We start from the raw sequence: 16,600 nt of genomic DNA, 5'->3' as shown, positions 1-16,600 counted from the left end.
GTGGCGCGAAGAACGGCACGCCCGCAAAAAGGGCGAACGGCCCGGCGCGGATGCGCCGGGCCTTTGTGGGTTCAGCCCTTGAGGACTTCGACCAGGGTCTTGCCGAGGCGCGCCGGCGAGGGGGAGACGCGGATGCCGGCCGCTTCCATGGCCGCGATCTTGTCTTCCGCACCGCCCTTGCCGCCCGAGATGATCGCGCCCGCATGGCCCATGCGGCGGCCCGGAGGCGCCGTGCGGCCGGCGATGAAGCCAACCATCGGCTTCTTGCGACCGCGCTTGGCCTCGTCCGCGATGAACTGCGCCGCATCTTCTTCCGCGGAGCCGCCGATCTCGCCGATCATCACGATCGACAAGGTGTGCGGATCGGCCAGGAACAGCTCCAGCACGTCGATGAACTCGGTGCCCTTCACCGGGTCGCCGCCGATGCCCACCGCGCTGGTCTGGCCGAGGCCTTCCTGCGTGGTCTGGAACACCGCCTCATAGGTCAGCGTGCCCGAGCGCGACACGACGCCCACCGAGCCCTTCTTGAAGATATTGCCCGGCATGATGCCGATCTTGCATTCGCCAGCGGTCATCACGCCCGGGCAGTTCGGCCCGATCAGACGCGACTTGGAGCCGGACAGCGCCCGCTTCACCTTCACCATGTCCAGCACCGGGATGCCCTCGGTGATGCAGACGATGAGCGGGATTTCCGCGTCGATGGCTTCCAGGATCGCATCGGCGGCGCCCGGAGGCGGCACATAGATCACGCTGGCATCGGCGCCGGTGGCTTCGCGCGCCTCGATCACGGTGTCGAACACCGGCAGGCCGAGATGGGTGGTGCCGCCCTTGCCCGGCGAGGTGCCGCCGACCACCTTGGTTCCGTAGGCGATCGCCTGTTCGGAATGGAAGGTGCCGTTCTTGCCGGTGAAGCCCTGGGTGATGACCTTGGTATTGGCGTCGATAAGCACGGACATCACGCAGCTTCCTTCTTCACCGCGCCCACGATCTTCTGCGCGGCGTCGTCGAGGTCATCGGCGGGGATCACATTCAAGCCGCTCTCGCGGATGATCTGCTTGCCCAGTTCAACATTGGTGCCTTCCAGGCGCACGACCAGGGGCACTTCCAGGCCGACGGCCTTGACCGCCTCCAGGACGCCGCGCGCGATCACGTCGCACTTCATGATGCCGCCGAAGATGTTCACCAAGATGCCCTTCACGTTCGGGTCTGCGGTGATGATCTTGAACGCCGCCGTCACCTTCTCTTCCGTGGCGCCGCCGCCCACGTCGAGGAAGTTGGCCGGGCTTTCGCCGTACAGCTTGATGATGTCGAGGGTCGCCATGGCGAGGCCCGCGCCATTCACCATGCAGCCGATGGTCCCATCGAGCGTGATGTAGGCGAGGTCGTACTTGGAGGCTTCGATTTCCTTGGCGTCTTCCTCGGTCAGGTCGCGCAGCTCGACCAGGTCGGGATGACGGAACAAGGCGTTGCTGTCGAACGACACCTTCGCATCGAGCACCACCAGACGATTGTCCTTGGTGACGATCAGCGGGTTGATCTCAAGCATTTCCATGTCGGTCGCGACGAACGCCTTGAACAGCGTGTCGGTCAGCTTGCCCGCCTGCTTGGCGAGATCGCCGCTGAGGCCGAGCGCGTCGGCAACCTTGCGGCCGTGGAACGGCTGCGCACCGGTGGCCGGATCGACCGAGAAGCTGACGATCTTCTCAGGGGTGTTGTGGGCCACGTCCTCAATGTCCATGCCGCCTTCGGTGGACACGACGAACGAAACCCGCGAGGTGGTGCGGTCCACCAGCAGCGAGAGGTAGAATTCCTTCTCGATGTCGGAGCCGTCCTCGATATAGAGCCGGTTCACCTGCTTGCCGGCGGGGCCGGTCTGGATGGTGACCAGGGTGTTGCCGAGCATCTGCGACGCGAAGGCCTTCACCTCCTCCACCGACTTGGCGAGGCGCACGCCGCCCTTTTCGCCAGCCGCGGGCTCCTTGAACTTGCCCTTGCCGCGTCCACCGGCGTGGATCTGGGACTTCACGACCCAGAGCGGGCCGCCCAACTCGGTCGCGGCCTTCTCGGCCTCGTCCGCGCTAAAAACCGCGATACCGCGGGAAACCGGCGCGCCGTAGCTCTTCAGCAGCGCCTTCGCCTGGTACTCATGGATGTTCATGGGGCTTCGTCCCTAAGGGTTTCGAAGTGACCCACTCCATGCGGAGTGGAACATTTCGGCAGTGTCAAAGCCGGCGGTTGATCCGCCCGACAGGGAAACGGCGGCTCGAAGGCCGCCGTCGCGCACTTAACTCACTTGCTCAGATCGGGCGCGATCTTGAGGCAAGCATCAACAAGGCCTTGAACGGCCGCAACAGACTTGTCGAAATTGGCGCGCTCGGTGCGGTCCAGTTCGACCTCGACGATGCGCTCGACGCCGCCCGCGCCGATCACCACAGGGACACCCACATAGATGTCCTTGAGGCCATATTCGCCGGAGAGATAAGCGGCGGTCGGCAGGACGCGCTTCTTGTCCTTCAGATAGCTCTCGGCCATGGCGATGGCGGAGGCCGCCGGGGCATAGAAGGCGGAGCCGGTCTTGAGCAGGTTGACGATCTCCGCGCCGCCGTCACGGGTGCGCTGGATGATGGTGTCGATCCGCTCCTGGGTGGTCCAGCCCATCTTGATCAAGTCGGGAACCGAGATGCCGGCGACCGTGGAATAGCGGATCAGCGGCACCATGGTGTCGCCGTGGCCGCCCATCACGAACGCGGTCACGTCCTTGACGGAGACCTTGAACTCGTCGGCCAGGAAATAGCGGAAGCGGGCGCTGTCCAGCACGCCGGCCATGCCGACCACCTTCTCCTTGGGCAGGCCGCAGGACTTCTGCAGCGCCCACACCATGGCGTCGAGCGGGTTGGTGATGCAGATCACGAAGGCATTCGGCGCATATTTGGCAATGCCGGCGCCCACCTGCTCCATGACCTTGAGGTTGATGGAGAGCAGGTCGTCGCGGCTCATGCCGGGCTTGCGCGGCACGCCGGCGGTGACGATCACCACGTCGGCACCGGCGATGTCTTCATAGGAATTGGCGCCGCTGAGCTTCGAGTCGAAGCCTTCGACCGGGGAAAGTTCCGCCAGATCCAGCGCCTTGCCTTGCGGCGTGCCCTCGGCCACGTCGAACAGGACGACATCGCCCAATTCCTTGAGACCAGAAAGAAGGGCGAGCGTGCCGCCGATCTGGCCGGCTCCGATCAAAGCAATCTTGTTGCGCGCCATGGGGGGATGTCCTCGGATACGGGCAATATGGGGCGGCCAAGGCCGAGCGGGGCTTGACTACTCCCATCCGGCAAGGGGTTCAAGACGCGCGCAGTGCACAATCGCAGCCCGAACCCCGGGCTCTGCTTATATCCATCGCCGCGCGACTGCCAATTGGTCCAAGGGCGAAGCCGCAGGTTGCAGTCTGCGGGACACCCACAACACGACGATGACGCGGCGCTCAGGTCTCCACGAGGCCGGTGGTATCGCCGGAGGCGACGGAATCGGCGCGGCCGTGGGTGCGGCCGAGATAGTCCGTCGAGCGCATCTCGTGCAGGCGCGAGACCGTGCGGGCGAACTCGAAGGCCTCCGCCCCATCCGACCCGAGATAGAGCTTCTCCGGCTCCGCCGCCGCCGAGGCGATCAGCTTCACGCCGCCGTCGTACAAGGTGTCGATCAGCGAAATGAACCGCTTGGCTTCGTTGCGATGGTCGCCGTCAAGCACCGGAATGCCTTCCAGCATCAGCGTGTGGAAGGCGCGCGAGACCCTCAGGTAATCCCCTGCCCCGAGCGGCTGCTCGCACAGATCGGCGAACGAGAAGCGCGCCGCCCCGTTGCCGGCGAGCGGCACCGGGATCTGCCGGCTGTGATTGGCGATCGAGGTCGGACGCCCGCCGTCCGGCCCGGCGATCTTCGCCCACGCCCGGTCCAGCGCCTCATGGGCCGCAGCGTCGAGCGGCTCGTACCAGACCGGGAGCCCTTCGAGCTTCTCCATACGGTAGTCGGTGCGCGCGTCGAGGTTCAGCACCTCCATCTTCTCGTCGATGATGGCGATGAACGGCAGGAACAGCGCGCGATTGAGCCCGCCCGCGTAAAGATCGTCCGGCTTCACGTTCGAGGTCGCGACCACCACCACGCCGTCGGCAAACAGCTTCTGGAACAGCCGGCCGAGGATCATGGCATCGGCGATGTCGGTGACGTGGAACTCGTCGAAGCACAGGAGCTGGGCCTGCTTGGCAATATCCTCGGCCACCGGCTGCAGCGGATCGGAGGTCTTGCGCTCGCCGCGCTTCTGCGCCTGCCGCTCGGCAAAGATCCGGTCGTGCACGTCCGCCATGAATTCGTGGAAATGGGCGCGCCGCTTGGCCCGCACCTCCACGCTTTCGAAGAACAGGTCCATCAGCATGGTCTTGCCGCGCCCGACCTCGCCATAGACGTAGAGGCCGCGCGGCGCGGTCGGGGTGCGGCGGTGGAACAGCCAGCCAAGCGCCGAGGATTTGCGCGCCAGGGCGCGATCGCGCAGTTCCACTTCCAGGCGCGCGAAGGCCTGGACCACCGCGGCCTGCGCGGGATCGGAGGTAATGTCCCCCGCACGCACCATGGCTTCGTAGCGGGAAAGAACGCGCGCGCCAGCCGCCATCATATCTCCTCCAGATGCGAGGCGTGACGCCCGGCAACCTGCGCCGCTTTAGAGCATGCGCGGCAAAAACTGAACGCTTTTTGCGTGCGGTGCGGCACGGCGAAAAAATGCAGGCCCGCGCCTGCCGGGTACGAAAAACGCGGATCAAGGAAACCAAGCCGCGCTTTCCGCGTTTCCCTCTTAGACCGGCTCGCATGCGAGATGCCACGCAGCGGGTCGCCACCAGATCAAACATACGGGCCGAAGTCCCTTTGGGCGCAGCTTGCGCAGGGGAGGAGGCTTGCCCGCGCCCAGGAGGTAACCATGAACAAGTTCATCACCACCGGCACGGCCCTCGTCGCCTTGACCCTCGCCGCCGCCTCCGGCATGTCCGCCGCCGCACGGGCCGATGATTCCGTCAACCAGGTCAATGACAGCCAGATCCAGCTGCGGCAGATGGATTATCTGCGCGCCCATGGCGGCTACATGTTGCTCCAGGACCAGCAGTCCCAGTCGGTGGGGGGTCGCAACTCCACGATGATCCTGCCGGCGCCGCGGGTGTACGTGCCGGCCTATCAGATGGAGTACGCGCCGGTAATGATCGCGCCCTCCGACGGCTACATGGTCCGCTGAGGCCCTCGAAACGGGATGACCGGCGCCGTTCGCGGCAGCCGGCTTCGCGTCGGGAGTATGCGCCGTCACGCTCTGGACTTTTTCCGCGTGCCATGAACCCTTGCGATCCATTGCCTTGAATCGCACGGGGGAAGCGATGCAGGACCCGCAGGGCGGAGCGAACGAAAAGCCAAATCCGCTGCTGCCCGACGCACAGGAGCCGACCACCCTCGTCAGCATCCTCGGGCGCTGGCTCTCCGATCACGATCCCGGCGGCATCGACAGGACCCGCGCGCTCCATCTCGCGATCTCCTTCATCCTGGTGATCTGCCTCGGCTATGCGACTTCGCGCGCGCTCGGCCTCAACCTGGACGTGATCTTTCCCATGGCCGGGGCGATGACCGCCCTCGTGCTGATCAATTTCACCCCCTCCGCCAGCCGCCGCACGGAAGCGCGAAGCTTCACCAAGCTGTTCGCGCTGACCCTCTCCCTGCTGGTTGCCGTGGTGCTGGTGGCGCCGGGCAACGATCCCACCAACGAACTCGGCATGAAGCTGATGCTGGTGCCGCTCACCTGCATCGCCCTGTACCTGCGCCGGTTCGGCATGGAGGGGCAGCGCACCGGCATCGCTTTGATCATCGTCGCCACGGTGGCGGCGGTGCTGCATCCCACGCGCATGCAGGCGGCGTGGCTTCTGCTGGCGGCCGTGCAAGGCGGGATCGTCACGTTCCTCGTGCGCTTCACGCTCGCTCGCCCGTCCGCGCTGAAGGTCTATTCCAGCTCGGTGATCGAAGCGGGTGAGGCGGTCGGTGAATATCTTCATCTGCTCGGGGCCTGCGTGCGGTCGGGAATCACCGTCCCGCCGCCGCCAGCGGAGATGCTGGACCGTATCAAGATCCGGGTGCGCGCCGCGCTGGTGAATGCCGCCTCCGAGGACCCCCAGGCGCGCGGCTATATCGAGGCGGTGCGGTCCCTGGTCTACCGGCTGCGGGTGGCGACCCAATTGCTGGGCGATTGCATTCCCCCGCCGCAGCAGGCGGCGGGCCCCTGGCGCGCGCCGCTGGCAGCCTGCGCCGACCAGATCGCGCGCCATCTCGAACGCGGGCTGGGCCACCCGTTCGACGAGCCCGAGCGCATGCGCAAGGCCATCGGCCGGTTGCGCGAGGTGGCCATTCAGCCCGACATCGCCCCGAAGGAGCAATTGGCGCTGTTGCGCGCGGTGACGGCGTTCGACCGCCTGTTCCTTGTCGTCACGGACCTGTCGCGGCTGGAAAGCGTCGATCCCGCCTGTTGGCACGACGCGCCGGCGCCCGACGCGCTGAGCGCCCCGCAGCCTGCGGCAGCGCCCGTCGCGCAAAAGGCGCAGAAGGGCATGCCGTTCTACACGGCGGTGGCCATACAGGGCCTGGTCGCCACGACCATCACCACCATCCTCGACCTGATCGTCGGGCTGGACCATGCCTATTGGGCGACCATGACGGTGATGTTCGTGCTCGGCAACAGCCTGGGCGAGACCTATGTGCGCGTGCGCTATCGCACCGTCGGCACGCTCGCCGGGGCGGTGATCGGCATCGTCTGCCTGATCGTGCTGGACCAGAATGTCTGGCTGCTCGCCGCGCTCTGCCTGGTTGCCCAGATGATCGGCCTCGTCACCCAGCGCGACCGCTACGACGTGGCCTCCGCCGCGACCGGCCTTTCAGTGGTCGTGGGGCTGCACCTCGTCACCGGGCTCGGCGCCGACGGCATGGTCGCCCGAATCTATGAAACCGCCATCGGCGCCATTGTGGCGCTGGTTGTGTCCTACGTCGTTTTTCCGGTCTATGTCGCGGACCAGATCCGCAACCAGGTGGTCAGCATGGTCAGCCAGTGTCGCACCGCCTTCGCCAATTGCTGGCCGCGCAAGGGTGGCATGCACGGAGAAATCGGCAATGTCACCGCCGCCTTGTCGGCCGATCTCAGGCAATTGTCGGAGCGCCTGCCCCACCTCGGCGCGGAGACCTCGCTTGGCTTCCGCTCCGCCGGAGACGTGGTGACCCTGGTCTCGACCCTGGAAATCCTCATCACCTATCTGGCGTTGCTGGAGGATGTCGCGCACCGGCTGGATTCGCTGTCGCCGCCGCCGGAGACCGTGACGATCCTCGAAGCGGCGCGGGCACGCACGCTCTCAGCGTTCGATCAGGCCTTGGGCCTCGCGACGCCGGCCGCCAATCCCGGCACAGCCCCGGAACTCGATGCCGCGGTTTCGGTGGCGATGGAGATGGCCACCGACCAGAGTGCCCGCCGCCTGCTGCCGTTCCTCGCCGATTATCTCAGCTTTTCGGAAGCCGTGCTGCGGCCGCTGGGCGATCTCGGAACGGTGCTCAATCCCATCCCCGCGCGCCCTGCCGCGAAGCCAGCGGTGCGGGAGCGCGAGCGGGAAGCCGCCTAGAGCGGCTCGGGTAAAGCGAATGCGGGCCCGTCCCGAACGGGAGCGGTTCGCGCGTCCCGTGCACCGCTCCAGGATCAGGCGGCCGGCGCGAACGGGCGGAAATGCTTGGAGAGCTTCAGCCCCTGCCCCTGGTAATTGGAGCCGAGCCCCTCGCCATAGAGGGCCGTCGGCCGCGCCGACATGCGCTCGTACACCAGGCGGCCCACGGTCTGGCCGTGTTCGAGGATGAAGGGCACCTCGCGCGAGCGTACCTCCAGCACCGCGCGCGCGCCGCTTCCGCCCGCCGCGGCATGGCCGAAGCCGGGGTCGAAGAAGCCGGCGTAATGCACGCGGAATTCGCCCACGAGGGGATCGAACGGCACCATTTCGGCGGCAAAATCCGGCGGCACCTGCACCGCCTCGCGCGAGGCGAGAATGTAGAAGGCATCGGGATCCAGCACCAGGCTGGTGCGCCCGCGCGCCCGGATCGGCTCCCAGAAATCCTCGACATCGAGCAAGGCGCGGCGGTCCACGTCCACGACTCCGGTATGGCGCTTGGCGCGGAAGCCCAGCAGCCCGCCCCAGGCCTCGCCGGCGAGATCCACGCCCACCGCGATGCCGCCGCCGACCACGTCGGGCTTTTCGGCATCCACCAGATGCTCCATCCGCTGGAGCGTCAGCAGTTCCAGGTCGGAGAGCCGGGAGACCCCACGCCGAAACCGCACCTGCGACAGGCGCGAGCCGGTGCGCGCGAGGATCGGAAACGTGCGGGGGGAAATTTCGAGGAACAGCGGCCCCTCATATCCCGCCGGAATGGCATCGAAGGCGCGCGCGCCGTCGGCGATCACGCGCGTGAACACATCGAGCCGGCCGGTGGAGCTTTTCGGATTGGTGGCGGCGGAGACATCGGCCGGCAGCTTCAGCTTCTCGAACACCTGCACCAGATAGACGCAGCCGGTTTCCAGCACCGCGCCGTCCGCGAGATCCAGCTTATGGAGCGCGAGATCCTCCAGCCGCTCCTTCACGCTGATGCCCGCACCCGGCAGGAAGCTGGCGCGGATGCGCCACGCGGTGCGGCCGAGCCGCAGATCGAGGCTGGCCGGCTGGATCTGATCGTCGTCGAACGGCCGCTTCGCGACGATGCCACCGGCCTCGTGCAGCGCGGCAATGGCCTGTGACGGCAAGATGCCCGGTTTGAGCTGGTCCACCTGCGATCCGCCTCCCCTGTCCTGCGTTCGGTTTAACGGACGCATCCCTTGACGCCAAGGGCGCCAGGCGCTTTAACTGATGCGGTTCCGTGGTGAATTTGAGCCGGCCGGCTTGCTGCCACGCTAAATAAATCGCTAAAAGGCCGGGGATCGTGAAGGGCATTTCGCCCTTTCCTACACGTCCTCGGCCTCAGTTGAGGCTCGAAGACCTTGGCCCATATCCCCCCGGATTTCTCCACCCTCCATCCCGATACCCTGCTGGTTCAGGGTGGCACCACCCGTTCGCCCTATGGCGAGACGGCGGAAGCGCTCTATTTGACCCAGGGCTTCGTCTATGACGATGCGGAATCCTGCGAGGCGCGGTTCAAGGGCGAGGATCCCGGCTTCATCTATTCGCGCTACGGCAATCCCACCACCGCCATGTTCGAAAGCCGCATGGCGCTGCTGGAGGGATGCGAGGCCGCCCGTGCCACGGCCTCGGGCATGGCGGCGGTGAATGCCGCGCTGATCTGCCAGTTGAAGGCCGGTGACCATGTGGTGGCCGCCCGCGCGCTGTTCGGCTCCTGCCGCTGGATCATCGAGGAATTCCTGCCGCGCTTCGGGGTCGAGACCACGCTGGTGGACGGCACCGATATCAATGCCTGGCAAGCGGCGGTGAAAAGCAACACCAAGGTGCTGTTCCTGGAAAGCCCCACCAATCCGACGCTGGAGATCATCGACATCGCGGCGGTGGCGAAGATCGCCCATGCCGCCGGGGCGCGGCTGGTGGTGGACAATGTGTTCGCCACACCGCTGCTGCAGAAGCCGTTCGAACTCGGCGCCGACGTGGTGGTCTATTCCGCCACCAAGCATATCGATGGCCAGGGCCGCTGCCTCGGCGGCGTGATCTTGTCGTCGGAAGCCTTCGTCACCGAGGGTCTGCAGACCTATCTGCGCCAGACCGGCCCCTCCATCTCGCCGTTCAACGCCTGGGTGCTGCTGAAGGGCATGGAGACCCTGGCGCTGCGCGTGGAGCGCCAGCAGGCGAGCGCCGCCACCATCGCTGATGCGCTCGCCACCTCCTCCAAGGTGGAAAAGGTGCTTTACCCCTTCCGCGCCGACCATCCCCAGGCGGAGCTGGCGCGGCGGCAGATGAAGGGCGGCGGCACGCTGACCACCTTCGTGGTCGGTGGCGGCAAGGAAGGCGCGTTCCGCTTCGCCAACGCGCTGCGGCTGATCCGCATCTCCAACAATCTCGGCGATTCCAAGAGCCTGCTGACGCACCCCGCCACCACCACCCATCAGCGCTTCACCCCCGAGGCGCGGGCTGAGATGGGCATATCCGACGGACTTGTCCGCCTCTCCGTCGGCCTGGAGCATCCGGGCGACCTGATCGCCGACCTCACGCAGGCCCTGGGGCAGGTGTGACGCCGAGTCACCCGCCCCGCGAGTCTCCCACCGCATGCCGCAGTTGCGCCCGGGACGCTTCGCGGGTTCACTGTGTGTGACACGGACGAATACGAGGGGGTTGGGATGTATCGGGCGACGACGCGCCAGATCCAGGTGACGGCGACGCCGCGCTACGTGGCGGAGCGCTCGGACCCGGAGCAAGGCAGCTTTTTCTGGACCTATACCATCGAGGTGGTCAATCTAAGCGGGAGCGTGGTCCAATTGAAGGCACGCCATTGGGTGATCGCCGATGCCCATGGCCATGTGGAAGAGGTGCGCGGCCCCGGCGTCGTCGGCGAGGAGCCGGTGCTCCCTCCCGGAGGGCGCTTCGAATACACCTCCGGCGTGCCGCTTGCGACCGCCATGGGCATCATGAGCGGGCATTACGAGATGTTGACCGAGGAGGGCGAATCCTTCTCCGTGGAGATCCCGGCTTTCTCCCTCGACATGCCGGACATGCGCCGCATCCTCAATTGAGATGTTAGCCCCCCATGCAAGCGGTCAAGGCTCCCACCATCTCCGCCGAGGCCACGCAGCCGCTTGACGCGCGGCCCATCGCTGCGGCCCTCGGGGCGGTGGTGGTCATCCTGGGCGTGAGCATGCTGCTGCCCGCTCTGGTGGATTATTCCGCCCGCTCGGGAGAACAACAGGTGTTCGTCGGCACCTCGGCGGTGACCGTCTTCGTCGGGGTCCTCCTGTGCGTCACCGGCCGCGGCGCCAATTTCCGCCGGCTGGACCTGCGCCAGGCGTTCCTGTTGACCAGTTCGGTCTGGGTGGTTCTCACCGCCTTCGCCGCCCTTCCCTTCATGTGGGGCAAGGCGGGGCTCAGCCCGGTGCATGCGGTGTTCGAGGCTATGTCCGGCCTCACCACGACCGGCTCCACGGTCATGACCGGGCTCGACGACCAGACCCCCGGCATCCTGCTGTGGCGCGCCTTGCTGCATTGGTTCGGCGGGGTCGGCATCGTGGTGATCGCCATCGCCGTCCTGCCCACGCTGAGCGTCGGCGGCATGCAATTGTTCCGCATGGAATCCTCCGACAAATCGGAGAAGTTCCTGCCGCGCGCCGGGGCCATCGCCAAGGGCCTGCTGCTGGCCTATGTGCTGCTCACGCTCGCCTGTATCGCAAGCTATGCGGTCGCGGGCCTCACCCTGTTCAATGCCGTGACCATCGGCATGTCCACCATGTCCAGCGGCGGCTTCGCCAATTCCGACAGCTCGCTCCAGGTCTTCACCACGCCGGCGGTGGATTATGTGGCCGTGGTGTTCATGCTGCTGGCGAGCCTGCCGTTCCCGCTCTATATCCGCGCGCTCTCGGGCGATGTGACGCGGCTGTTCACCAATTCCGAGGTGCGCCTGTTCCTGGCGATCGTGGCGGCCTTCACCTTCGCCTCGTTCGTCCAGCAGACCGTGCAGGGGGTGGCGCATGGCGAGGTGGCGTTTCGCGGCGCCCTGTTCACGGTCGCCTCGCTGATCTCAACCACCGGCTTCATGGCCGTGGACTATACCAATTGGGGGCCGCTCTCCGACGCGCTGTTCCTGGTGCTGATGTTCCTCGGCGGCTGCACCGGATCCACCTCGGGCGGACTGAAGGCGCTTCGCATCGCCATCACCGCCAAGGCGATCCGCCAACACCTCAAGCGCATCTCCTACCCGAACGGCCTGTTCCCGATCCGCTATGGCGGGGCGCCGGTGGCCGACGATATCGTTGCCTCGGTGCTGGGCTTCGTTTTCCTGTATTTCGCGACCTTCTGCATCGTCGCGGCGGTGCTGAACTGCATGGGGCTCGATGTGCGCACCGCGCTCTCGGCCACCATCGCCTGCCTTGCGAACGTCGGGCCGGGGCTCGGGCCGATTGTCGGTCCGGCGAGCAATTATGCCGGCCTGCCGGAGGGCGCGCTGGTGCTGCTGACGCTCGCCATGCTGCTCGGGCGCCTGGAGATCCTCACGGTGCTGGTGCTGCTGCTGCCGCGCTTCTGGGTGCGGTGAGCCCCCAGAAGCGACGTCGGACCTTGAGCGTCAGAAGGCGTCAGGACGCCGCGTCATCGCCGCCCAGTACTTCCTCGGCCGCGAAGCCATAACTGCGGCCGCAGAATTCGCATGTGACCGAAATCCGCCCGTCGTCCTGCACCATGCCGCCGCGCTCCTCGCGGCTGAAGGACGAGAGAACGCCGAACACCCGCTCGCGCGAGCAGGTGCAATGGGCGATCACCGGCTGGGGCTCGAACACCCGCACCCCGCGCTCATGGAACAGGCGATAGAGCAGTGCTTCGCTCGGCAAGGCATCGTCGAGCAGTTCGACGTCCTCGAGCGTGCCCACCAGCGACTGCGCCTCCACCCAGGCATCGTCCGGGGTCAGGTCGTCGAGCGCGCTGCCCTCGGGTGCATCGCCGGGATGCAGATCGCCCTGCGCCGCCCGTCCCGCCTCGGCAGGAAGGAACTGGGCCAGGAGGCCGCCGGCGCGCCAGGCGGACGGCCCGCCGCCGGGCTTGATCTCCTCGCCCACCGCGAGGCGGACGCGGGTCGGGATCTGCTCGGACTGCTGGAAATACTGGTGGGCGGCCGCTTCCAGGCCCTCGCCCTCCAGGGCCACCACGCCCTGGTAGCGATTGGCGGACAGCCCCTGGTCGATGGTCATGGCGAGATGGCCGCGCCCGAGCAGGGTGGCGGGAGCGGCGGCATTGCCGGCCTCCGCCTGCGCCACCGCATCGGCATCGAAGCGGGCATAGGCGCGCACCTTGTCCGGGCTGACGAAATCCACCACCACCATGTCCACCGGCCCGTCGGTCCGGGTCTGGAGGATGAAGCGGCCGTCGAACTTCAGGGACGATCCCAGCAATATGGTCAGCGCCGCCGCCTCGCCGACGACGCGCTTGACCGCATCGGGATAATTGTGATGCACCAGCAGCGCATCGAGCATGGAGCCGATCCGCACCACGCGGCCGCGAATGTCGAGCGCGTCCACCTGGAACGGCAGGACGGTATTGTCCGGTGCCTCCGCACGCGGCGTGGAGAGTGTTTCGTTGGTCATGGCACCTCATACGACAGCACCGGCTTGCGACCGGTGCTGCATGGGTTTTGCGTCAGGCGCGACGCGCACGATCTCGCCGTCCGATCCTGCGCGCCGTCCATAGCCCCAGGCGATGGCCTCACGCGGAGGGCGTATCGAAGCACCAGGCCAGAATGCCCTTCTGGGCATGCAGGCGGTTCTCCGCTTCGTCGAACACCACCGACTGCGGGCCGTCCATGACCTCGTCGCTCACTTCCTCCCCGCGATGGGCGGGCAGGCAGTGCATGAAGATGGCGCCAGGATTGGCACGCGCCATCAGCGCGCGATTCACTTGATAAGGCTTCAGCAGATTGTGGCGCCGCTCGGCCTCCTTGTCACCCATGGAGACCCAGGTGTCGGTGAGCACGCAGTCCGCGCCCTCCACCGCCGCCTCGGGGTCGCGGATGAATTTCACCCGCGCCTTGGTCTTCTTCACGAACTCCTTGAGGGCCTGGCGCGGCGACAATTCCTTCGGCGTCGCCACGTTCAACTCGAAGTCGAAGCAGTGGGCGGCATGGATCCAGGACGCCAGCACATTGTTGGAATCCCCGGTCCAGGCGACCTTGCGCCCGGTGATCAGGCCCTTGTGCTCCTCGAAGGTCATCACGTCGGCCATCACCTGGCAGGGATGGGACACGCGCGTGAGACCGTTGATCACCGGCACGGTGGCATAGGCGGCGAGTTCCAACAGATCCTCATGGCTGAGGATGCGGATCATGATGGCGTCCACATAGCGCGACAGCACGCGGGCGGTGTCGGCGATGGTCTCGCCGCGCCCGAGCTGCATTTCCGCGCCGGTGAGCATCACCGTGTCGCCGCCGAGCTGGCGCATGGCCAGGTCGAACGAGACGCGGGTGCGGGTGGACGGCTTGTCGAACACCATGGCCAGCGACTTGCCGGCCAGCGGGCGCTCGCGTTCGCCGGACTTCCGCCTGGCCTTGAGGTCCTTCGACATTTCGAGAACCCGCCGCAGCTCGGTGGGCGGGATCTCCGTCAGATCGAGAAAATGACGCACGCCATTGTCCTTCATTCGGCGGCTCCCTTCGCCGGGGCCATTGCCAAGCCGTCCTCGATCCGCACGCAGGCGGCCTCGATCTTTTCGGCGGCAATGGCGATCTCGTCCTCGCTGAGGATGAGCGGCGGCAAAAGTCGAACCACATTGTCTCCCGCGCCGGGGGCCAGCAGGCCCTCCTCGCGCAGGGCGAGCACCAGTTCGGCAGCGGGACCTTGCGCCCTGAGGCCGAGCAGGAGTCCGCGACCTCGCACCTCAGCGATGACCGCGGGATGACGGTTCATGATCTCAGTGAGGGTGTGCACAAGCTGGGTGGAAATCGCCTGGACCCGGTCGAGGAAGCCCTCGGCCAGCACGATATCCAGCACGGCATTGCCCACCGCCATGGCGAGCGGGTTGCCGCCATAGGTGGAGCCGTGGGTTCCGAGCGTCATGCCCTTCGCCGCGGCTTCCGTGGCGAGGCAAGCGCCCATGGGGAAGCCGCCGCCGATGCCCTTCGCCACGGCCATGATGTCCGGCACGATACCTGCGGATTCGTGCGCGAACAGGCGGCCCGAGCGGCCGACGCCGCTCTGCACCTCGTCCAGAACCAGCAGCATGCCGTGCGCGTCGCACAGCGCGCGAAGCTGCGGCAGGAAGTCCGCCCGCGGCACCCGCACCCCGCCCTCGCCCTGGATCGGCTCCACCAGGATGGCACCGGTATTCGGCCCGATCGCCGCTTTCACCGCTGCGATATCGCCGAACGGCACCTGGTCGAAGCCCGGCATGTCGGGGCCGAAGCCCTCCAGATACTTCGGGTTGCCGCCGGCGGCGATGGTCGCGAGCGTGCGGCCGTGGAACGCCCCCTCGAAGGTGATGATGCGGTTCTTCGTCTCGGCGCCGGTCACATATTGGTAGCGCCGGGCCATCTTGATGGCGCACTCCAGCGCTTCCGCACCGGAATTGGTGAAGAACATGGTGTCGGCGAAGGTGGCCGCCTTCAGCCGCTCCGCGAGGCGCTCGCCGTCGACGATGCGGAACAGATTGGAGGTGTGCCAGAGCTTTCCGGCCTGTTTGGAGAGCGCCGCCGCCAGATAAGGATGGGCATGACCCAGCACGTTGACGGCGATGCCGGCAGTAAAATCAAGAAAGCGTCGCCCGTCCGTCGTGACGAGCCAGCAGCCCTCTCCCCTCTCGAAAACAAGGTCGATGCGCGCATAGGTCGGCAGAACGGGGGTGATCACGGGACCCCTCCTCTTGGGGTTGCGCGAAGCGAAGAGCGCTTCGCGTGACATCAGAAACGCCAAAGGCCGCCCTCGCGGGGCGGCCCGACAAAAAGGGATTCTAATGATCGCGCGCGTGAGGTCAACAGAGCGCGGCGGTTAACCTGATCGTAACCACTTGGGGACAACGGCCCGTGAATGCATTCCGACTCTGTGCGGGCGGGCGTGCATATTGTAGTTTGCTCGTGGCCGACCACGATATGTCGTGCGGCCTGTTCCCCAAGTGACGTTGGGCCCTGCGAACCCGCGCGCCATCGCGCGCCTGGGGGCGGGAGAAGAGTCAAAGGAGGAGAGCGATGAGCTGGAACGACGAGCGCGTCGAACTCTTGAAGAAGCTCTGGGGTGAAGGGCTTTCCGCAAGCCAGATCGCCGGCGAGCTGGGCGGCATCACCCGCAATGCGGTGATCGGCAAAGTGCATCGCCTCGGCCTGTCCGGCCGGGCGAAATCCACCGCGCCTGCGGCCCGTCCGCGCAAAGCACGGCCCGAAGCGCCGGTGAACAAGCCCCCGCAACGTCCGCAGACCAACGGCAACACCGCCCTGGCGCCCGCTCTCGAAGCCTTCGTGGCACCCGCGCCTGCGCCACGTCCGGTGGGCGGCGACAATATCGTCGCCATGGGGCAGCGCTGCACCATCATGAACCTCACCGAAGGTACCTGCCGCTGGCCGATCGGCGAGCCTGGGACGGAGAGCTTCTATTTCTGCGGCGGGCGCAGCCTCTCGGGGATGCCCTATTGCGCGACCCATGCGCGCATGGCCTACCAGCCGACGCAGGATCGCCGGCGCGACCGGCGGGTGGCGCGGATCTGACATCACACATTCGGTGCCCGCGCGCGACGCGGACACCGACACGCCTAAGAAAAGGTGCCGAGCGCTACAGACCGGCATGTGATCCGGTGCGCTGAAGGGCCCGGCCTCCCTGGACGGGTCGACAGGAACTGCGTTTGCGCCGCCAACCGGCGCGGCACCGCCTCCCTGATCGCCGCCCCCG

The 16,600-nt window shown here is 66.7% G+C and carries 14 protein-coding genes and 1 riboswitch; of the genes, 6 read left to right on the top strand and 8 right to left on the bottom strand.

Annotated elements, in window-relative coordinates; all coding sequences use genetic code 11:
- Nucleotides 1-71: 71 nt before the first annotated feature.
- From sucD to zapE, 4 genes are all read right to left on the bottom strand, one after another.
- Nucleotides 72-956 carry a succinate--CoA ligase subunit alpha gene (sucD, locus tag V5F77_RS19020; protein WP_429006915.1) on the bottom strand — a complete coding sequence of 295 codons (885 nt, stop codon included), beginning with the start codon at nucleotides 954-956 and terminating at the stop codon, nucleotides 72-74.
- Nucleotides 956-2,158, bottom strand: coding sequence for an ADP-forming succinate--CoA ligase subunit beta (gene sucC, locus V5F77_RS19015; RefSeq protein WP_429006914.1), 1,203 nt, complete (start codon nucleotides 2,156-2,158; stop codon nucleotides 956-958). Before sucC ends, sucD begins: the two co-directional genes overlap by 1 nt.
- Nucleotides 2,159-2,289: 131 nt before the next feature.
- Entirely contained in the window at nucleotides 2,290-3,255 is a 966-nt protein-coding gene (gene mdh, locus V5F77_RS19010) for a malate dehydrogenase (protein ID WP_429006913.1), read from the bottom strand.
- Nucleotides 3,256-3,475: 220 nt separating this feature from the next.
- Nucleotides 3,476-4,657: a cell division protein ZapE gene (gene zapE, locus V5F77_RS19005; protein ID WP_429006912.1), complete on the bottom strand. Its 1,182-nt coding sequence runs from the start codon at nucleotides 4,655-4,657 to the stop codon at nucleotides 3,476-3,478.
- A gap of 300 nt (nucleotides 4,658-4,957) precedes the next feature.
- On the opposite strand from zapE, the gene V5F77_RS19000 reads away from it, so the two are divergent.
- Both V5F77_RS19000 and V5F77_RS18995 read left to right on the top strand, forming a co-directional pair.
- A complete protein-coding gene (locus V5F77_RS19000; protein ID WP_429006911.1) occupies nucleotides 4,958-5,266 on the top strand; it encodes a hypothetical protein in 309 nt (102 codons plus the stop codon).
- 136 nt (nucleotides 5,267-5,402) lie between these two features.
- Nucleotides 5,403-7,673 (top strand): FUSC family protein, encoded by a 2,271-nt coding sequence (locus V5F77_RS18995; protein ID WP_429006910.1) that lies wholly within the window; start codon nucleotides 5,403-5,405, stop codon nucleotides 7,671-7,673.
- 74 nt (nucleotides 7,674-7,747) lie between these two features.
- On the opposite strand, the gene V5F77_RS18990 is transcribed toward V5F77_RS18995, so the two are convergent.
- The gene (locus V5F77_RS18990; RefSeq protein WP_429006909.1) at nucleotides 7,748-8,905 is read right to left on the bottom strand and encodes a 2'-deoxycytidine 5'-triphosphate deaminase; all 1,158 of its coding nucleotides are present in this window, start codon (nucleotides 8,903-8,905) and stop codon (nucleotides 7,748-7,750) included.
- A 34-nt stretch (nucleotides 8,906-8,939) separates the two neighbouring features.
- A riboswitch (SAM riboswitch) is annotated at nucleotides 8,940-9,019 on the top strand.
- A gap of 60 nt (nucleotides 9,020-9,079) precedes the next feature.
- On the opposite strand from V5F77_RS18990, the gene V5F77_RS18985 reads away from it, so the two are divergent.
- The 3 genes from V5F77_RS18985 to V5F77_RS18975 all read left to right on the top strand — a co-directional run bounded on the left by V5F77_RS18985 (nucleotide 9,080) and on the right by V5F77_RS18975 (nucleotide 12,276).
- Nucleotides 9,080-10,267: an O-succinylhomoserine sulfhydrylase gene (locus tag V5F77_RS18985; protein ID WP_429006942.1), complete on the top strand. Its 1,188-nt coding sequence runs from the start codon at nucleotides 9,080-9,082 to the stop codon at nucleotides 10,265-10,267.
- 105 nt (nucleotides 10,268-10,372) lie between these two features.
- Entirely contained in the window at nucleotides 10,373-10,765 is a 393-nt protein-coding gene (gene apaG, locus V5F77_RS18980; protein ID WP_429006908.1) for a Co2+/Mg2+ efflux protein ApaG, read from the top strand.
- Between the two features lie 14 nt (nucleotides 10,766-10,779).
- Nucleotides 10,780-12,276 carry a TrkH family potassium uptake protein gene (locus tag V5F77_RS18975; protein WP_429006907.1) on the top strand — a complete coding sequence of 499 codons (1,497 nt, stop codon included), beginning with the start codon at nucleotides 10,780-10,782 and terminating at the stop codon, nucleotides 12,274-12,276.
- Between the two features lie 40 nt (nucleotides 12,277-12,316).
- Here the strand turns inward: V5F77_RS18975 and V5F77_RS18970 are convergent, their stop codons facing one another.
- The 3 genes from V5F77_RS18970 to V5F77_RS18960 all read right to left on the bottom strand — a co-directional run bounded on the left by V5F77_RS18970 (nucleotide 12,317) and on the right by V5F77_RS18960 (nucleotide 15,571).
- A complete protein-coding gene (locus V5F77_RS18970; RefSeq protein WP_429006906.1) occupies nucleotides 12,317-13,318 on the bottom strand; it encodes an Hsp33 family molecular chaperone in 1,002 nt (333 codons plus the stop codon).
- Between the two features lie 118 nt (nucleotides 13,319-13,436).
- On the bottom strand, nucleotides 13,437-14,366 hold the full coding sequence (gene argF, locus V5F77_RS18965; RefSeq protein ID WP_429006905.1) for an ornithine carbamoyltransferase: 930 nt from the start codon (nucleotides 14,364-14,366) through the stop codon (nucleotides 13,437-13,439).
- Nucleotides 14,363-15,571, bottom strand: coding sequence for an aspartate aminotransferase family protein (locus tag V5F77_RS18960; RefSeq protein WP_429006904.1), 1,209 nt, complete (start codon nucleotides 15,569-15,571; stop codon nucleotides 14,363-14,365). The genes argF and V5F77_RS18960 overlap by 4 nt, the downstream gene beginning before the upstream one ends.
- Before the next feature lie 335 nt (nucleotides 15,572-15,906).
- Here V5F77_RS18960 and V5F77_RS18955 point away from each other — a divergent pair, with 335 nt between their 5' ends.
- Entirely contained in the window at nucleotides 15,907-16,419 is a 513-nt protein-coding gene (locus V5F77_RS18955) for a GcrA family cell cycle regulator (RefSeq protein ID WP_429006903.1), read from the top strand.
- Nucleotides 16,420-16,600 lie beyond the last annotated feature (181 nt).

This window comes from Roseixanthobacter psychrophilus (assembly GCF_043195195.1).
GTDB lineage: Bacteria > Pseudomonadota > Alphaproteobacteria > Rhizobiales > Xanthobacteraceae > NCEH01.
Note: the sequence above shows the minus strand (reverse complement) of the source record. Positions and strands in the feature narration are given on the sequence as shown.